The 15843-nt window shown below is 71.8% G+C and carries 12 protein-coding genes; 8 read left to right on the forward strand and 4 right to left on the reverse strand.

Annotation, left to right across the window (positions count from 1 at the left end; genetic code table 11):
• Positions 1-20 precede the first annotated feature (20 nt).
• The 4 genes from ACTWPT_RS24835 to ACTWPT_RS24850 all read left to right on the forward strand — a co-directional run bounded on the left by ACTWPT_RS24835 (position 21) and on the right by ACTWPT_RS24850 (position 2903).
• Positions 21-452 (forward strand): PPOX class F420-dependent oxidoreductase, encoded by a 432-nt coding sequence (locus tag ACTWPT_RS24835; protein ID WP_443179836.1) that lies wholly within the window; start codon positions 21-23, stop codon positions 450-452.
• Between the two features lie 198 nt (positions 453-650).
• Positions 651-1535, forward strand: a complete 885-nt coding sequence (locus ACTWPT_RS24840) for an NAD(P)H-binding protein (RefSeq protein ID WP_443179837.1) — start codon at positions 651-653, stop codon at positions 1533-1535.
• Positions 1532-2368, forward strand: a complete 837-nt coding sequence (locus ACTWPT_RS24845) for an NAD(P)H-binding protein (RefSeq protein ID WP_443179838.1) — start codon at positions 1532-1534, stop codon at positions 2366-2368. The genes ACTWPT_RS24840 and ACTWPT_RS24845 overlap by 4 nt, the downstream gene beginning before the upstream one ends.
• Before the next feature lie 67 nt (positions 2369-2435).
• Positions 2436-2903 (forward strand): SRPBCC domain-containing protein, encoded by a 468-nt coding sequence (locus tag ACTWPT_RS24850; RefSeq protein ID WP_443179839.1) that lies wholly within the window; start codon positions 2436-2438, stop codon positions 2901-2903.
• Here the strand turns inward: ACTWPT_RS24850 and ACTWPT_RS24855 are convergent.
• Positions 2893-4296, reverse strand: coding sequence for an MFS transporter (locus tag ACTWPT_RS24855; RefSeq protein WP_443179840.1), 1404 nt, complete (start codon positions 4294-4296; stop codon positions 2893-2895). The genes ACTWPT_RS24850 and ACTWPT_RS24855 overlap by 11 nt on opposite strands.
• An 80-nt stretch (positions 4297-4376) precedes the next feature.
• On the opposite strand from ACTWPT_RS24855, the gene ACTWPT_RS24860 reads away from it, so the two are divergent.
• Positions 4377-5240, forward strand: a complete 864-nt coding sequence (locus ACTWPT_RS24860; RefSeq protein ID WP_443179841.1) for a helix-turn-helix domain-containing protein — start codon at positions 4377-4379, stop codon at positions 5238-5240.
• Between the two features lie 113 nt (positions 5241-5353).
• On the opposite strand, the gene ACTWPT_RS24865 is transcribed toward ACTWPT_RS24860, so the two are convergent.
• On the reverse strand, positions 5354-6334 hold the full coding sequence (locus ACTWPT_RS24865) for an aldo/keto reductase (RefSeq protein ID WP_443179842.1): 981 nt from the start codon (positions 6332-6334) through the stop codon (positions 5354-5356).
• 62 nt (positions 6335-6396) lie between these two features.
• Here ACTWPT_RS24865 and ACTWPT_RS24870 point away from each other — a divergent pair, with 62 nt between their 5' ends.
• The 3 genes from ACTWPT_RS24870 (at position 6397) to ACTWPT_RS24880 (ending at position 8810) form a co-directional block, all read left to right on the forward strand.
• A complete protein-coding gene (locus ACTWPT_RS24870) occupies positions 6397-7275 on the forward strand; it encodes a LysR family transcriptional regulator (RefSeq protein ID WP_443179843.1) in 879 nt (292 codons plus the stop codon).
• 32 nt (positions 7276-7307) lie between these two features.
• Complete coding sequence (locus ACTWPT_RS24875; protein ID WP_443179844.1) at positions 7308-7508, forward strand: EF-hand domain-containing protein; 201 nt, start codon at positions 7308-7310, stop codon at positions 7506-7508.
• Between the two features lie 69 nt (positions 7509-7577).
• A complete protein-coding gene (locus ACTWPT_RS24880; RefSeq protein ID WP_443179845.1) occupies positions 7578-8810 on the forward strand; it encodes a helix-turn-helix domain-containing protein in 1233 nt (410 codons plus the stop codon).
• On the opposite strand, the gene ccrA is transcribed toward ACTWPT_RS24880, so the two are convergent.
• Together ccrA and ACTWPT_RS24890 are read right to left on the reverse strand one after the other, a co-directional pair.
• The gene (gene ccrA, locus ACTWPT_RS24885; protein WP_443179846.1) at positions 8791-10137 is read right to left on the reverse strand and encodes a crotonyl-CoA carboxylase/reductase; all 1347 of its coding nucleotides are present in this window, start codon (positions 10135-10137) and stop codon (positions 8791-8793) included. The genes ACTWPT_RS24880 and ccrA overlap by 20 nt on opposite strands.
• A complete protein-coding gene (locus tag ACTWPT_RS24890; protein ID WP_443179847.1) occupies positions 10134-15617 on the reverse strand; it encodes a beta-ketoacyl synthase N-terminal-like domain-containing protein in 5484 nt (1827 codons plus the stop codon). Before ACTWPT_RS24890 ends, ccrA begins: the two co-directional genes overlap by 4 nt.
• Positions 15618-15843 lie beyond the last annotated feature (226 nt).

The raw sequence follows: 15843 nt of genomic DNA on the forward strand, positions 1-15843 counted from the left end.
AGTCACCTGGGAGGGAAGACATGTCATTCACCGACGAAGAGATCGCGTACCTGCAGTCGCAGCCGCTCGCCCGGCTGGCCACCGTGTCCGGCGGCGGGCAGCCGGACGTGGTGCCGGTCGCGTTCGAGTTCGACGGTACGGGCTTCTGGATCGGCGGCTCGGGCGAGGAGGTGCTGCGTACCCGCAAGTTCCGCAACCTGCGGGCAGGCAATCTCCAGGTCGCCCTGGTGGTCGATGACATGGTGTCGTTCGACCCGTTCATCGCGCGTGGCGTGCGGGTCTACGGCGAGGCCGAGCCGCCGGTCGAACGGGTCGGCATGGTCGGCCCGGGCCTCTACACCCGGATCACGCCGACCGAGTCGTGGAGCTGGAACATGGCGGGCGAGCCGGTGGGCGAGACGTGGTATCCGTCGCGGCGGGCCGTGCACATTAAGCCTGTCGGGGACGGCTGAGCGTCAGGCGACCTACTTGGCAGCGGCGGCACGATCCCCTTGCCGGGCAAACCCTGCCCGTGCTGACGTTTGGACCGATCCATATGCGAGCTCTCTGAAACCGGCCTAGCATCCCGGGGTCCGGGGTCGCCGCCGCGAAACCAAGGCCACGGACCGCGGCGGCGGCCCATTGCCCATCCGGGAAATCAGAGGAGCAACGTGACGATTTTAGTGACGGGCGCGACCGGCAACATCGGCCGTCGCGTGGTGCATGGGCTGGTGGGCGCCGGCCAGCGGGTCCGCGCCATGGTCCGCGACCCGCTGGCGGCCCGCCTCCGCCTCCCCGAGGGGGTGGAGCTGGCCCTCGGGGACTTCACGCGGCCGGATACCTGGCCGGGCGCGCTGGCCGGGGTCTCGCGCGTCTACCTGTTCCCCTTCGCTCACGGGACCGGGTTCGTGGAGGAGGCGGCCGCGGCGGGCGTGGGGAGGTTCGTGGTGCACTCTGCCGCGGCCGCCGGGTTCGCCCCCTCCGACGACCCCAGCGCGCTCGGCCGCCATCTAGAGGAGGAGCGGCAGGCCCATCGAGGGCTGGAGCTGGTGGTGGAGGCCACCGGCAAGGAGTGGACGCACGTGCGTCCCGGGCTGCTCGCCGCCAACGCTCTCGGCTGGGCGGAGCGCATCCGAGCCTCCCGGGTGGTACGCGAACCGTACGGCCGGTCCGGCTACCCCCTGGTCCACGAGGCGGACGTGGCCGAGGTGGCGGTCGCGGCCCTGCTGACCACCGACCACCTCGGCTCCGCGTACACGATCACGGGTCCGGCCAAGGTCACGCAGGTCGAGCAGGCAGCGGCGATCGGCGCGGCCATCGGTGCCGAGGTGCGCTTCGAGGAACTGACCCCAGCGCAGGCCCACGCCCAGTGGCTAGTGGACGGCTACCCACCGGAGGTCGCCGACTGGCTGATCGAGCTGCTCGCTGATGCGGTCGACGGTCCCGGCGCGCTGCCGCCGACCACCACATACGAGGAGATCATGGGACGTCCACCGCGCACGTTCGCCCAGTGGGCCCGCGACCACGCGGCGGACTTCATCGGGGAGGCGGCATGACGATCCTGGTGACCGGAGCGACCGGAGCCGTGGGCCGACAGGTCGTCGCGGAGCTGCTCAAGACTGGCCGCCCCGTACGCGCCCTGACCCGGCGCCCTGCCACCGCCGCTCTTCCGGGCGAAGTCGAGGTGTATGAAGGCGACCTGGAACACCCCGAATCGCTGCGGGCGGCCCTGGCAGGCGTGGAGCGGCTGTACCTGTTCCCGGTGCCGCATACCGTCGCCGAAGTCGTCGCCCTGGCCGTGGAGTCCGGGGTGCGACGGATCGTGGACCTGTCGGGCGCCGGGGCCGAGGACGAGACGTTCGAGGACGGGTACCACGTGGTGGAGCGGGCCGTGGAGGCGTCGGGCGTGGACTGGACCCACGTCCGCCCGGGCGAGTTCGCCGGTAATTGGCTGGACTGGGCGCCGTCGATCCGCGCCGAGCGGGTCGTGCGGCGTCCGTACGGCGCGGCGGTCACCCAGCCCACGCACGAGGCCGACGTCGCCGCCGTCGCCGCCACGGTCCTCGTCGAGGACGGCCACGCGGGGCAGACGTACACGTTCGCGGGGCCGGAGGCGCTCACCGTCGTCCAGCAGGTCGAGACGATCGGGGCGGCCATCGGGGAGCGGGTGCGCTTCGAGGAGCAGGATCCGGTGACGGCGCGGGAGCAGTGGGTTCGGGACGGCTATCCGGCGGAGGTGGTGGACTGGCTGTTCGGCATGTGGGCCGACGCGGCCCGCGATCCCGCTCCGGTCAACGAGGACTGGGCCGCGGTCGTCCCCCGCCTCACGGGGCGTCCGGGGCGGACCTTCGCGGAGTGGGCCGCCGAACGCGCCACGGCCTTCAGATAGGGCCTCCCGGCGGGGGTACGGAGGCGGAGGTTCACGCCTCCGTACCCCCGCCGGTAAGGTCGGCCGCATGTACTCGACGCGGGTCTCTCAGTACGTGAATGCGCCGCGTTCAGCCGTTTACCGGGCACTCGTGGACGCGGACGCGATCGCCAAATGGCGGGTGCCGGCGGGCATGAGCAGCCACGTCCACGAGTTCGACGCCCGCGAAGGCGGGTCGTTCCGGGTCTCACTCACCTACGACGTGCCGGGGCCGACCGGCAAGTCGGCCTCGCACACCGACACCTACCATGGCCACTTCGCGGAGCTCGTTCCGGATGAGCGGGTGGTCGAGGTGCTGGAGTTCGAGACCGCGGATCCGGCGCTGCGCGGGACCATGACGATGACGACGACGCTCACCGAGGCCGGTGCCGGCACCGAGGTCGTCATCGTGCACGACGGGATTCCCGACGGTGTGCCTGCGGCCGACAACGAGACGGGCACGCGGATGGCGCTGGCGAACCTGGCCGCCCTCGTCGAGGGAAGCCCTAGCCCCTGACCATTTCGGACTCCGATGACCGCCGGGTCGCGCGGGGAAGCGTCAGCGCGGCCAGCACGCCGGCCACACCGATCGCGGCGGCGACAAAGAGGGCCGACCGGAGCCCATTGGCGGTGGCGGCGCGTACCGCCTCCCCGGTCAGGCCGGTGAGGTCGCGGTCCGCCACGGCGACCAGGACGGCCAGGCCCGCGCTGCTCCCCGCCTGCAGGACAGTGGAGGAGAGCCCGGAGACCGCGCCCTGCTCACCCGGGGCCACGCCGGTCGAGCCGAGGATGAACATGGTGTTGAACGACAATCCCGCGCCCAGTCCGAAGCAGACGAGGCCGGCCAGCAGGCCCCCATAGGATCCGCCGACGGACAGGCTCAACGCCAGCACCACAGTCCCTGCCACGCCCACGAGCACGCTGAGGGTCAGTGTGCCGCGCAGTCCCAGGCGCGGGATCAGCCGCTCACTGATCAGATTGCCCGCCGTGATGCCAAGTGTCGGCCCGAGGAAGGCCAGGCCGGACTGCATGGCGTCGTAGCCGAGGACATCCTGGAAGTGGAGGGTCAGGAAGTACGGCACGCACTGCAAGGTCAGGCCGTAGACGAGGATCGCGCCGGCCGCGGCGCTCGTGTGCCTGTTGCCCAGCAGCCGCAGCGGCATCAGCGGATTGCGGCTGCGGGCCTCGATCGTCAGGAACGCGGCGAGCAGCGCTGCCGCGGCGGCGAAGGACGCCATGGCGCCTGCAGAGGTCCAGCCCCACTCGGCGCCGTGCGCGATCGCGAACACCAGCCCCGTGATGCCCGCGGTGCCGGTGAGTGCACCAGGCAGGTCGAACCTGCCCACCCGCCGGCCGGTGTCAGATGTCAGCACGGCGAACGCCGCCACGGCGCCCGCCGCGGTCAGCGGCACGTTCACGAAGAAGACCGCCGGCCACCCGAACACGGCGGTCAGCAGGCCGCCGAGCAGCGCGCCGAGGCTGAGTCCGCTGGCACCGCAGACCGCCCACACGGTCATCGCCCGGTTGCGGGCCGGCCCCTCGTCGAACATGGTGACCACCAGCGCCAAGGTGGCGGGCATCAGGACTGCGCCCCCGAGCCCCTGCACCGCCCGCGCGCCGATCAGGAGACCGGGAGAGGCGGCGAGCCCGCCGAGGAGCGAGCCGACGCCGTACAGCAGCATGCCCAGAACGAACATCCGCCGCCTTCCGACCATGTCGGACAACCGGCCCCCGAGTAGTAGGAAGCCGCCGAAAGGCACCGCGTAGGCGCTGACCACCCACTGCAGCGAGTAGGGGGAGAACCCCACGTCTCGTGCGATCTCCGGCAGCGCGACGTAGACAATGGTGAAGTCCAAGGCAGTGATCATGCTGCCGAGGCCCAGGAGTACGAGAGGGATCAGGGATCGCATGCCGGACAGCCTGATCGCGGTCCCGGATCCCAGCCAGTCTCGTGTCTTGACTACTCAAACTTTGCTTAGGCTGGGTTGATGTGGATCGTGAAGCCGAACTGAGCGAGTTCCTCAAGTCCCGCAGGGCGCGGCTGCGTCCGGAGGACGCTGGTGTGCCGTACAAGAACCACGGAACGCGGCGGGTGCGCGGGCTGCGCCGCGAGGAGCTGGCGCTACTCGCCGGGGTGAGCGTCGCCCACTACACCCGGCTGGAGCAGGGCCGCAGCCAGAACGTGTCGGCCGAGGTGCTGGATTCCATCGCCGACGTGTTGCGGCTCACCGCGGACGAGCGGACCTACCTGCACGCACTGGCCCACCCGGCACACCGATGCCGCGACTGCCCGCAGACCCCGGTGCGACAGGGGCTGCAGCGGCTGCTGGACTCCATGATCCTCACCCCGGCCTTCGTCCTGGGACGGCACGCCAACGTGATCGCCTGGAACAGGCTGGCCGCGGCGGTCTTCGCCGACTTCGCCGCCATCCCCGAAGATCGCAGGACGATCGCTCACCTGATCTTCCTGGATGCGGAGATCAAGCGCATGCACGGCGAGGGGTGGCCGCACCTCGCTCAGGAACACGTGGCTCAGCTCCGGCTCCTGGCCGCGCGTTACCCCAAGCACCCGCAGATCATGGAGCACGTCGATGTGATCTGCAGCCGAAGTCCCGAGTTTCGGGCCCTCTGGAACGAGCACCACGTGGCCGCCGCGACGCACCGCGACTACATCCTGGACCACCCGGTCGTGGGTGAGCTGCGGCTGTCCGCCGAGCTCGTCGGCCTGCCCGGCGACCCGGAGCTCCAAGGGATGGACCTGTTCGCCGCCGAGCCCGGCTCGGAATCAGAGGACAGGCTGCGTCACCTCGCCGCCACCACCACGCGCGAGCCGTCCAACGCTCCCGTCGCGTAAGTGCTAGTGGCCGTGATCCGAGGTCTGGCCTACGGAGGGGGAGGCGGGCTCTCCCACAGGACGCAGCCAGGAGCCCTCTTGCGCGCAGCGCCCCGTCGCGGAGACCCATGCGCTTAGAGAAGGGTGCGGCCGGTGACCTCGAACTTGGCGAGGGCCTCGTCGATCCTGGCCAGGGTGTCCGGGTGGAGGGTCAGGTCGGCGGCGGCCAGGTTCTCCTCGATGTGGGACGGGGTGCGGCTGCCGGGGATCGTGGCCACGTGCTCGTCCTGGTGCAGGAGCCAGGCCAGGGCGATCTGGGCAGGGGTGATCCCCAGTTGGGCGGCCAGGGTGCGGATGGGGGCGTAGCGGTCGTTGTTGGCCGCCAGGTTGTCCGCGGAGAAGCGAGGGGCGTTGTGGCGGAAGTCGCCCTCACCCAAGGACTGGACTGTGCCGGTCAGGAAGCCTGTGCCCAGCGGGCTCCAGGCCACGATGCCGACGCCGAGTTCGCGGGCCGTCGACAGGAGGTCGGGGTCCACGGGGCGCCACATCGACCACTCGTTCTGGACGGCCGTCACGGGGTGTACGGCGTGTGCGGCCCGCAGTTGCGCGGCCGTCACGTTGGACAGGCCGACGTGCTTGATCAAGCCGTCGCGCACCAGGTCGGCCATGGCGCCGACCGTGTCCTCGATCGGCACGCCCGGGTCCGGGTAGTGGGCGTAGTAGAGGTCGATCACGTCGGTGTCCAGGTTGCGCAGGCTGCGCTCCGCGTAACGGCGGACGAGGCGGGGCTCGGCGTTCACGCGTAGCTCGCCGAAGGCGAACCCGACCGGCTGGGACCGGCTCGGCTCCCCCTCCGGGATCGCCAGGCCGAACTTGGTCGCGACCACCACCTCATCCCTGCGGCCCTTGATCGCACGGCCCACCAGGCGCTCGTTGTGGCCGTCCGCGCCGTACGCGTCGCTGGTGTCCACGTGGGTCGCGCCGCCGTCCAGGGCCGCCTTCAGCGCCGCCGCCGCGCGGTTGTCGTCGATGTCGCCGTAGATCCCCGGAGAGAGCACCATGGCGCCATAGCCGATGGCGGGGACCTGCAGGTTTCCAAGCTGGCGTGTCTTCATGGGTCCGAGTTTGCGGCGGATGGAGGTGCGGCGTCCAAGACCTCTTGTGATAACCAGTGGTTATGGACGTGCATCTGCGGGAGTTGCGCTATTTCGTGGCGGTGGCCGAGGAGCTCAACGTGACGCGGGCGGCCGAGCGGTTGTTCGTGTCGCAGCCGGCCCTGTCCAAGCAGCTCAGGGTGCTGGAGCGGCAGCTCGGGTTCCAGGTGTTCGAGCGGGTGCACAGCGGGGTCGCGCTCACCCGGCAGGGTGAGGTGTTGCTGCCGATCGCCCGGGAGCTGCTCGAGCGGTGGGCGGCCGGGCTCGAGGACGCGCGGGCGGCCGCCCCCACGGGGACCTTGGTGATCGGGATGCAGACGGCCGTGGGGCGCGGGTTGCAGCAGGCGGCGTTGCGGCGGTTCAGGAAGGCGATGCCGGGGTGGGAAGTGTCGTTGCGGCTGGTCGGTTGGGACGATCCCAGCGGCGGGCTGCTCGACGGCTCCTCGGACGTGGCGTTCATCTGGTTGCCGGTGCCGGCGGGACTGAGCACGTACGTGCTGGCGACCGAGGGCAGGGGTGTGGCCATGCCCGCCGACCATCCGCTGGCCGAGCTGGAGGAGGTGCCGTTCGCGGCGCTGCGGGACGAGCCGTTCATCGCGTTGCCCGCGGCGGCGGGGCCGCTGCGGGACTTCTGGCTCGGGCTCGACGCGCGGGACGACGAGCCGGTCGTCGGGGTCACCGCCAACACGCCGGAGGAGGTGTTCGAGGCCGTGACCAGCGGGCTCGGCGTGGTGTTGGTGGCCGAGGGGAACGCGGCGCTCTACAACCGGCCCGGGATGGTGTACCGGCCGGTGGCGGGGCTGCCGCCCGGGGAGCTCGCGATCGCGTGGAGAGACGCGGACAAGAGTTCACAAGTCGCGGCATTCATCGACGCGCTACGGCAGGTCGCCACTAAGGTCTGACGCGACATCGGATCCCGCAGAAGGGCGACTCCATGAGCGACTACACGATCACCTTCGACCTTATCGACGCCGACAACGACGGCCGCATCTCCGCCGACGAGCTCGTCCGGCTGATGGAGGTGCTCGGCCAGCCGGTGACGTTGGAGGCCGCGCAGGAAGGGGTGCGCCGGCTCGACAAGGACGGTGACGGGCTGATCAACGTGGAGGAGTTCGGGGCCTTCATTCAGAAGTGACGGCGATAGCAACCAAGCATTTGCTCGAAAACCTCTGTCGCCTACGTCACAATGGCGACAGGAGGGACGATGGCCATCAAGAGTGACATCAGCGAAAGCCGTACACCCGCGGACATCGTGACAACGCTCAGGTCGGGCATCGGCCGGGTTTCCGACGAGGTGATCAAAGAGATCCAGACCCGAATCCCCGAGTACGACCGGCCGGACGACGAGCTCTACATCAAGGTCGTCAGGATGGCGGTCGAGCAGGCCATCGAGGGCTTTCTCGACCGCATCGAGCACCCGGGCGCCCCATGGGATCCGGAGCCGTTCCGCATGATCGGCAGAGGGGAGGCGGCCGAGGGGCGCAACCTGGAGTCGCTCCAGGCCGCGATGCGGCTCGGCGCTCGAGTCGGCTGGCGACGGCTGACGGAGATCGCCGGTCCGCTCGGGTTGTCCCCCCAATCCCTGTACGACCTGGGCGAGGCCATCTTCGTCTACCTCGACCAGCTGGCGGACGCGGCGGCCGAGGGGTTCGATGAGGCCAGGGCACATGCCGCGGGCGAGATGGAACGCCGCCGCAACCGCCTCCTCGACCTGCTGCTCAGTCAGCCGCCCGCCAGCCAGGAGGCCATCGCGGACCTGGCCAAGGCGGCTGGGTGGCGGCTGCCGAGAACGGTGGCCTGCGTGGCGCTCGACGACCGGCCACCTGGCGCCTCCGCGCTGAACGGCGTCCACCGCGCTCCCGCTCGGCCCGGCGACCGCCGGATGCCCGCGCTGCCGCCCTACGTGCTGGCGGGGCTGGAGCGGCCCGCGCCGTGCCTGCTGGTGCCCGATCCGAGTGGGCCCGGCCAGGCGCAGATGCTGGAGCAGGCGCTGCGCGGACGCTGGGGCGCCATCGGGCCGGCCGTGCCGCTGGCCGCCGCCGCGACCTCGCTGCGCTGGGCACGGGAGGCGCTGGAGTTGTCACGGCGCGGCGTGCTGCCGCGCGGGCTGCTGCGGTGCGAGGACCACATGTCGACGCTGGTGGTGTTCAAGGACGAGGAGCTGGTCAGCGCCCTGGCCGAGGTACGCCTCGCGCCCCTCGCCCATCTGCGGCCCACCCAGCAGGACCGGCTGGCCGAGACGTTGCTGGCCTGGTTGCGGCACGGCAGGGGCGCGGGCGAGGTGGCCGCCCGGCTGCACGTGCACCCGCAGACCGTGCGGTACCGGCTCCGGCAGCTCGAGGAGCTGTACGGCGATCAGCTGGCCGATCCGGACATTCGTTTCGAGCTGGAGATCGCGCTCCGGGCTCGGCAAGCGGTCATCGGGAGCCGCCGCTGAGGGCCCTCTGCCGTGAGTGGGCGCTGACCGAATGGTCGCGGAAGAGCCTCAGGCGGTGCTCGCCGATGCGCTCGCGCAACGCGTGGTCCTCGACGCCGAGATCCTCGCCTGGGGCGAGAGCCAGCACGCCGACCTTGCCGACGTGCCGGTTCAGCTGCACGGCACGCGCCGCCTCGGCGACCCGCTCCAGCGGGTAGACGGCCGACAGCGTGGGGTGGACCAGGCCGAGCGAGATGAGCCGGTTCACCTCGTGGCACTCCTGGTAATTGGCGCCGTGGGAGCCGATGATGCGCTTGAGCTTCATCCACAGGTGCCGGTTGTCGTACTCGTGGGCGTACCCGCTGGACGATCCGCACGTCACCACCGCGCCGCCGCGCCGGGCCACGTACACCGAGGCGCCGAAGGTCTCCCTCCCCGTGTGCTCGAACACGATCGCCGGGTCCTCGCCCACCTGCCGCCTGATCTCGGCGCCGAGCCTGCGCCAGCCCTTCTCCTCGCCCAGGTCCTCGACCTGCGACCGGTCCACGACGTGCGCGCAGCCCATCCGGCGCAGCAGCTCGGCCTTCTCCGGGGTGCTCACGACACCGACGGGGATGCCGCCGCCGTTCCTGACGAGCTGCACGCCGTATCCGCCGAGGCCGCCTGTCGCGCCCCACAACAGCACCACGTCGCCCTGCTTCATGCGCGCGCCGCGCTCGCCCACCAGCATCCGGTACGCGGTCGAGGCGCACAACATGTTGCAGGCCGCCTCCTCCCAGCTCAGATGCCGGGGCTTGGCGAGCAGCTGGGTGGCCTTGACCACGGCGAAGTCGGCCAGGCCGCCGAAGTTCGTCTCGAAGCCCCAGGCACGCAGGTCGCCGGCCAGCATGCCGTCGTGCTGGATGACCGGGTCCTCGCCGTCGATGTACGCGGGACTGGTGACCACCCGGTCGCCGATCCGCCAGCGCCGTACCGCCCGGCCGGTCCTGACGATCACGCCGGCCGCGTCCGAGCCGAGCACGTGGGCCGGCAGATCGTGCCGGGGATCGGTGCGCCCGAGCCGCTCCAGGAACGCGAACGTCGGCACCGGCTCGAACATCGCCGACCACACCGTGTTGAAGTTGATCGCACTTGCCATCACCGCGATCAGCACCTCGTCGTCGGCCAGCTCGGGCATCGGCACCTCGCCGACGTACAGCGTCCTGCGTACGTCCTTGTCCGGCTCCTCCTGGCCGAAGATCCCCACGTCGTCCTTGCGGATGTAGGCGGCCCGGTAGGCGGCAGGAACGTCCAGGCGCGCCAGTTCGGCGGGCTCCGCGCCGGCCACCACTGCCTCGGCGAGTGTCATAGGACTTCCTTCAGGTGCTCGGCGATGACCTCGACGTGCGGGGGGTCGAGCAGGTTGAGGTGGTGCGACCCGGGGATCCCGACGATCTGCAGATCGGTGGTGTACGGGGCGAAGCCCCTGGCCGGGTCGTTCTCATGCACGTACCGGGGGTCCTCGACCGTCCACGGGGTGGGGTCCGTGGAGCGGTACAGGACGACCCGGCCGGGGTACGGGCTGGGGCGATAGCGTTCAAGGGCCCTGGTGTCCTCGTGGGAGGTCAGCTGGTGGCGGAGGACGGCGGGGCTCAGCCGGTCGAGCACTCCTGATTCGGCTATCCGGGCTTCGGTGAGGTCCAGCTGGGCCTGTTCGTCCAGCGGGAGCAGCTCGGCCGGGTCCAGCTCGATCTCCGCGCCGTAGGTCCTCCGTAGATATGCCGCGAAATCCGCGTATCTCCGGGCGTTGATCTCCCGCTTCGCGGGCTCGGGGACCTGCTCAGGCAAGCCAGAGTCGATCATGGCGACGAGTTCGACGTCGTCCAGTCTCTGGGCGATCTCGAAGGCCAGAATGCCGCCGAACGACCATCCACCCAGCCGGTACGGCCCCGCGCAGGTGTCCCTGATGGCCTCGGCGTACCGGGCTGCGCGCTCGGGGATGTCCAGGGAACCGTTCAGGCGCTCCAGACCGAAGACGGGGACGGGGAGGCGGTCGGCCAGCAGGGCGTAGACGCCGGTGGTGCCGCCCGCTGGATGCGCCAGGAAGATCGGCCTGCCTGGTTTGCCGGTGGTCAGGGGCCGGACGACGCCGCGCGTGGCCTCCGCCTCGTCGGCCTGCCTGATGGCGTCGGCGATCTCGGCCGCCGTCCGCGGAGTGCCCGGACGTGGCGGGGCGGTGCGGAGTTCGCGGGTCAGGAGCTCGAGGACGGTCCGCGCCAGCGCACCGACGCTTGCCCCTTTGAGCAGCGGAGCCGTGGGGACGGTCACGCCGAAGTCGTGCTCGATGGTGCCGCGCAGGCGGGTCGCGGCCAGGGAGTCCAGGCCGAGGTCCGTCAGCACGCTGTCGCCTCCCAGGCGGGCCGCGTCGATCCCGAGCACGGCGGCCGCGCGGTCCCGCACCTTCCCCGACACGACGGCCAGCGCCTCCTCGGGCGGCAGGCCGACCAGGTCCGGTGCGTGCTCCACGGGGATGCCGGCGATTTCGGAGAAGTAGGGGATGCGGGAAAGGGCGGGGAACAGCGTGTGAGCTCGGGTGGGGTTCAGCTTGACGACACCGGCCGGCAGGTCGCGCTGGATCAGCGCTTCCAGGGCCTCCAGACCCTCTTCCGCCGTCAAAGGCTCCACGGCGGGCGTGACAGGGGCGGCGGTCCCGGCCCAGGGACCCCAGTTGATGCTGATCGCCGGCAGGCCATCCGCCCGGCGCCGCTCGCACAGCGCGTCCAGCCAGGCGTTCGCCGTCGCGTAGGCCGCCTGGCCGGGGGAGCCGAGCAGGCCTGCGGCCGAGGAGAACGCGACCCACCAGTCGAGCTCCAGATCCTTGGTCGCCTCGTGGAGGTGCAGGCCGCCGGTGACCTTGGCGGCACACACGTGTTCGAGACTGCCGGGGTCCAGGTCCGTGATCAGACGGTCGTCCAGGATCCCGGCCGCGTGTATGACGCCGCGCAGCCGTACCCCGCCTTCGGTGGCGGCGGCGACCAGGCGCTCGGCCGTGCCTGGAGCTGCGAGGTCGCCCGCGATCACCTGGGCGATCCCGTCGGCGGGCCGCTGCGCGCGGCCGTTGAGCACGATGCGCGTGGCGCCGCGTGCGGTCAGCCAGCGGGCGGCGATCCGGCCGAGATGGCCGTAGCCGCCGGTGATCACGTACGCGCCCGGTCCCACGACCGGGGCCGGGCGGGCCTGCGGGAGCGGGATGCGGCGCAGGCGGGCCGCGTAGCGTGTCCCGTCGCGCCAGGCCACCTCGTCGTCGGCCGAGTCGCCGGCCAGCTCCGCGGCCAGGTCGGCGAGGTCGGCGAAGTCCACGAGGGTGGCGCGGGTCTCGGGGTGCTCCAGCGCCAGCACCCTGACCAGGCCCCTGAGCGCGGCGGGACCTGGATCCGGCGGCTCACCGTCCCACACGGCCTGTGCCCGCTCTGTCGCGATCGTGATCCTGGAGCCCTGCCTGGCCAGTCCGGCCACCTGGAGCATGATCCGCTGGACGCCGGCCGGGTCGAGGTGGCGGGGCACCAGGACGAGGGTGTTCGTCGCGTCATCCGTCCCGGCCACGAGGGAACGGAGGCGGGCTGCCCGCGCATCCCCCTCATCGGCCAGAATGAGCCACGCGCGGGGCGCGCCCGCCTCCGCCGGTGGGGCGTTGACCCACGTGCGGGTGACGAGCTTGGCGTCCAGCCTCGTGGGGATGGGCCCAGCGGGCAAGTTCGCGGTCTCGGTCCCTGAGAAACTGCCGTCCAGCGCGACGGTGGCCGTGCCGTACACGGTCCAGGCGCCGGCGGCGTTCTTGGCGGAGAGCTCGATCGTGGCGTCCGACAGCGTGATCGTCACCTGGGCGGGCAGCGGGAGCAGGCCCAGGAGCGTGACGTCGCGCAGCTCGGCCTCCCCGTGCACGTCGGTGGCCGCCGCCTGGGCGAGCCTGGCCAGGGCGGCCGGCGGGAGCAGGGGATGGCCGTCACGGTGCCAGTCCTCTGGCGGCAGCCGCCAGGGGGCGCCGGTGAGGTCGTCGAGCGTGGTCGTCCATGCGTGCCCGGCCGGGGTCTCGACGTGGGCGCCGAGAAGGGGGTGCCCGGCCGGCGGGCGGTTCGGCGCGGCCCAGTGCCGTACGTGGTGCCACGGCGAGTGCGGCACGTCCACCACGCGCCCCTGAGTTCGCGGCACCACGGCCGTGGCCGCCGCCGCCACCTGGTCGTAGAAGTCGCCCTCCGTGATCAGGGCGGCCGGGGGAAGCGTGTCGCGGAGCGCACCGGACAGCAGGGGGCGCGGGCCCAGTTCCGTGAACAGGCCGTGACCGTCCTCGGCGGCCGCCCCTACGGCCTGCATGAGGCGTACGGGACGGCGCAGCCCGGCGGCCCAGTACGCGCCCTCGAACACCGGCACCTCACGAGGATCCTCAAAGACCGGGGAGTAGTACGAAATTTCGGGCTTGCCGCCCACGATCCCCGCCAACTCCTCCCTGAGCCGCGGAAGCAACGGCCCGACCTGCGGCGAATGCCCAGCCCCCTCGGCCGTGAGCGTGCGCGCGAACAACCCCCTCGCCGCCACCGACGCCGCGAACTCCCCCACCCGCTCCGGATCCCCGGTCACCACGGTCTGCGCCGGGGACGAGTACACGGCCACGTGCAGGTCATCCGGCACCGCGTCGGCCCCGACCTCGACGACGGCCATGGCCCCGCCTCCGCCCAGCTCGCCCAAGAGGCGGGCCCTCCGGCAGACGACCCGTACGGCGTCCCCGATCCCGAGCCCACCGGCCACCACCGCCGCCGCGACCTCCCCCATCGAGTGGCCGATCACCGCGGCAGGCTCGAACCCGTACGCCCGCCACGTCTCGGCCAGCGCCAGTTGCGCGGCGAAGATGATCGGCTGGAGTGCTGCCACGCCCTCTGCGGGCGCGTGCACGTCGATGCCCGCCTCGGCGCGCAGCAGGGGCGCCAGCAGGTCGATTGTCCTGCGGTAGGCGGGCTCGGAGCCGTAGAGGTCCAGGGAGGGCGGGTGTGGGCTGTAGCCGCTGAAGACCCAGACAGGACCGGCGCTCCGCCGCCGGCATGGCTCGGCCCGGACATCGGTGACCACTCGCGGCCGGATGTTACGGAGCTTGCCGGCGAACTCCCTGCCGTCCCCGGCGACCACCGCGGCGGCCACCCGCCCGCGAGGCGCCCGCCTGGCCAGCGTGTGGGCGACGTCCGCGAGATCGGCGGGAGGCCGCCAGGCGGCCAGGGCGCGGGCGTGCCGCTCGACGCGTTCCGGGGTGGTGTCGGTGAGCAGGAAAACGTGTTTGGCCCGGTCGTCCGGGCGCACCACGGGGGCGGATGTCCAGGCGTCGAGGACGACGTGCGCGTTCGTGCCGCCGAACCCGAAAGCGGACACCCCTGCCCGGGCGTCTGCCCGTGGCCACGGGGTCGGTGCCGTGACCACCTGCAGCCGATCCCATGAAATATGTGGGTTCGGCCGCCGGAAGTGGAGGCTCGGCGGGATCACGCCGTGGTGCAGGGCAAGGACGGTCTTGATCAGCCCGGCGACCCCGGCGGCGGCTTCCAGGTGGCCCAGGTTCGTCTTGGCCGAGCCCAGCAGCACGTGCGACGGGATGGCGGCGGCGATCGCCCGCGCCTCGATCGGGTCGCCGAGCAACGTCCCGGTACCGTGGGCCTCGATGTGGTCGGGCCCCCGATCCAGGCCGCCGTAAACGTGCTTGAGCAGGGACTCCTGGGCCTCGGGGTTGGGCGCGACGAGGCCGTTGGACCGCCCGTCCTGGTTGATCGCGCTCTCGCGGATCACCGCCAGCACCCGGTCCCCGTCTCGTACGGCGTCGGAGAGCCGCTTGAGCACCACGACCCCGCATCCCTCGGCCCGCACCATCCCGTCCGCCGAGGCGTCAAACGCCTTGCACCGGCCGTCGGAGGAAGTGCCGCCGCCCCGGTCGAAGGCCACCGTGACCAAGGGCGACAGCAGCAGGTTCACGCCGCCGGCCAGCGCCAGGTCGCACTCGCCCGAGCGCAGGCCGCCGACCGCCAGATGGACGGCGACCAGGGACGAGGAGCAGGCGGTGTCCACGGCCATGGAGGGGCCGCGCAGGTCGAGCAGGTACGACAGGCGGTTCGCGGCGATGCTGAGCGCGGCGCCTGTGGCCGTCCACGCGTCCACGGCGGCCAGGTCCGCGCCGGTCAGGTAGGCGTACTCGGTGGCGGACAGGCCCGCGTACACGCCGGTCCGGGTGCCGGCCAGCGACCTCGGCGCCACGCCCGCGTGTTCGAGCGCCTCCCAGGCCGTCTCGAGCAGCAGCCGCTGCTGTGGATCCATGGCCGCCGCCTCGCCCGGCGCGATGCCGAAGAACTCCGCGTCGAACCCGGCCACGTCCTCCAGGAACCCCCCATGGCGGGTCGTGCCCGCCAGCACCTCGCGCGTGCGCGCCGACCCGTCGTCGAACGCCTCCCACCGCCCCGCGGGCACCTCGCCGACCGCGTCACGCCCCTCGATGAGCAACTCCCAGTACGCCTCCGGGTCGTGCGCGCCGGGCAGCCGGCAGCCGATCCCGACCACGGCCACCGGCTCCCCGACCGCGGCCGGCGGCGTAGGTGTCTCCTGGGGTGCGGACAACGCGCGAGCGAGCAGGTTGATCGTCGGGTGCTCCCACACGATCGTCGGACTCAGCTCGCGGCCGAGCAGCTCGCCCAGCTCACCGGCCACGGCCACCGCCTCGCGCGAGGACAGCCCGTGCTCCTCCAGCGGCCGGTCCGGATCCACCTGCCCGCCGAGCCGGTCGGTGAGGAAACGCCGGATCTCACCTTCATCAGGTACGTCCACGCAACACTCCCCTGCTGCCGAGGCCGGAGTGATCGGTCAACATACCCACCGGCGGACGGCGGCGGGCAGGCCCGTACGGAACAATCCTCGGTCGGGATTTGTCACGCCGGTGATAACCACAGCGGGATTTGTCCGGCAGGGCACAACGGGCGGCGGGATTTCGTTGCGCCACGTCATAGCCGCCCGGTCGCGCACGCCCCTACCCTCGCCTGCACCCACAGCGAAG

This window comes from Nonomuraea sp. 3N208 (genome assembly GCF_052245935.1).
Lineage (GTDB): Bacteria > Actinomycetota > Actinomycetes > Streptosporangiales > Streptosporangiaceae > Nonomuraea.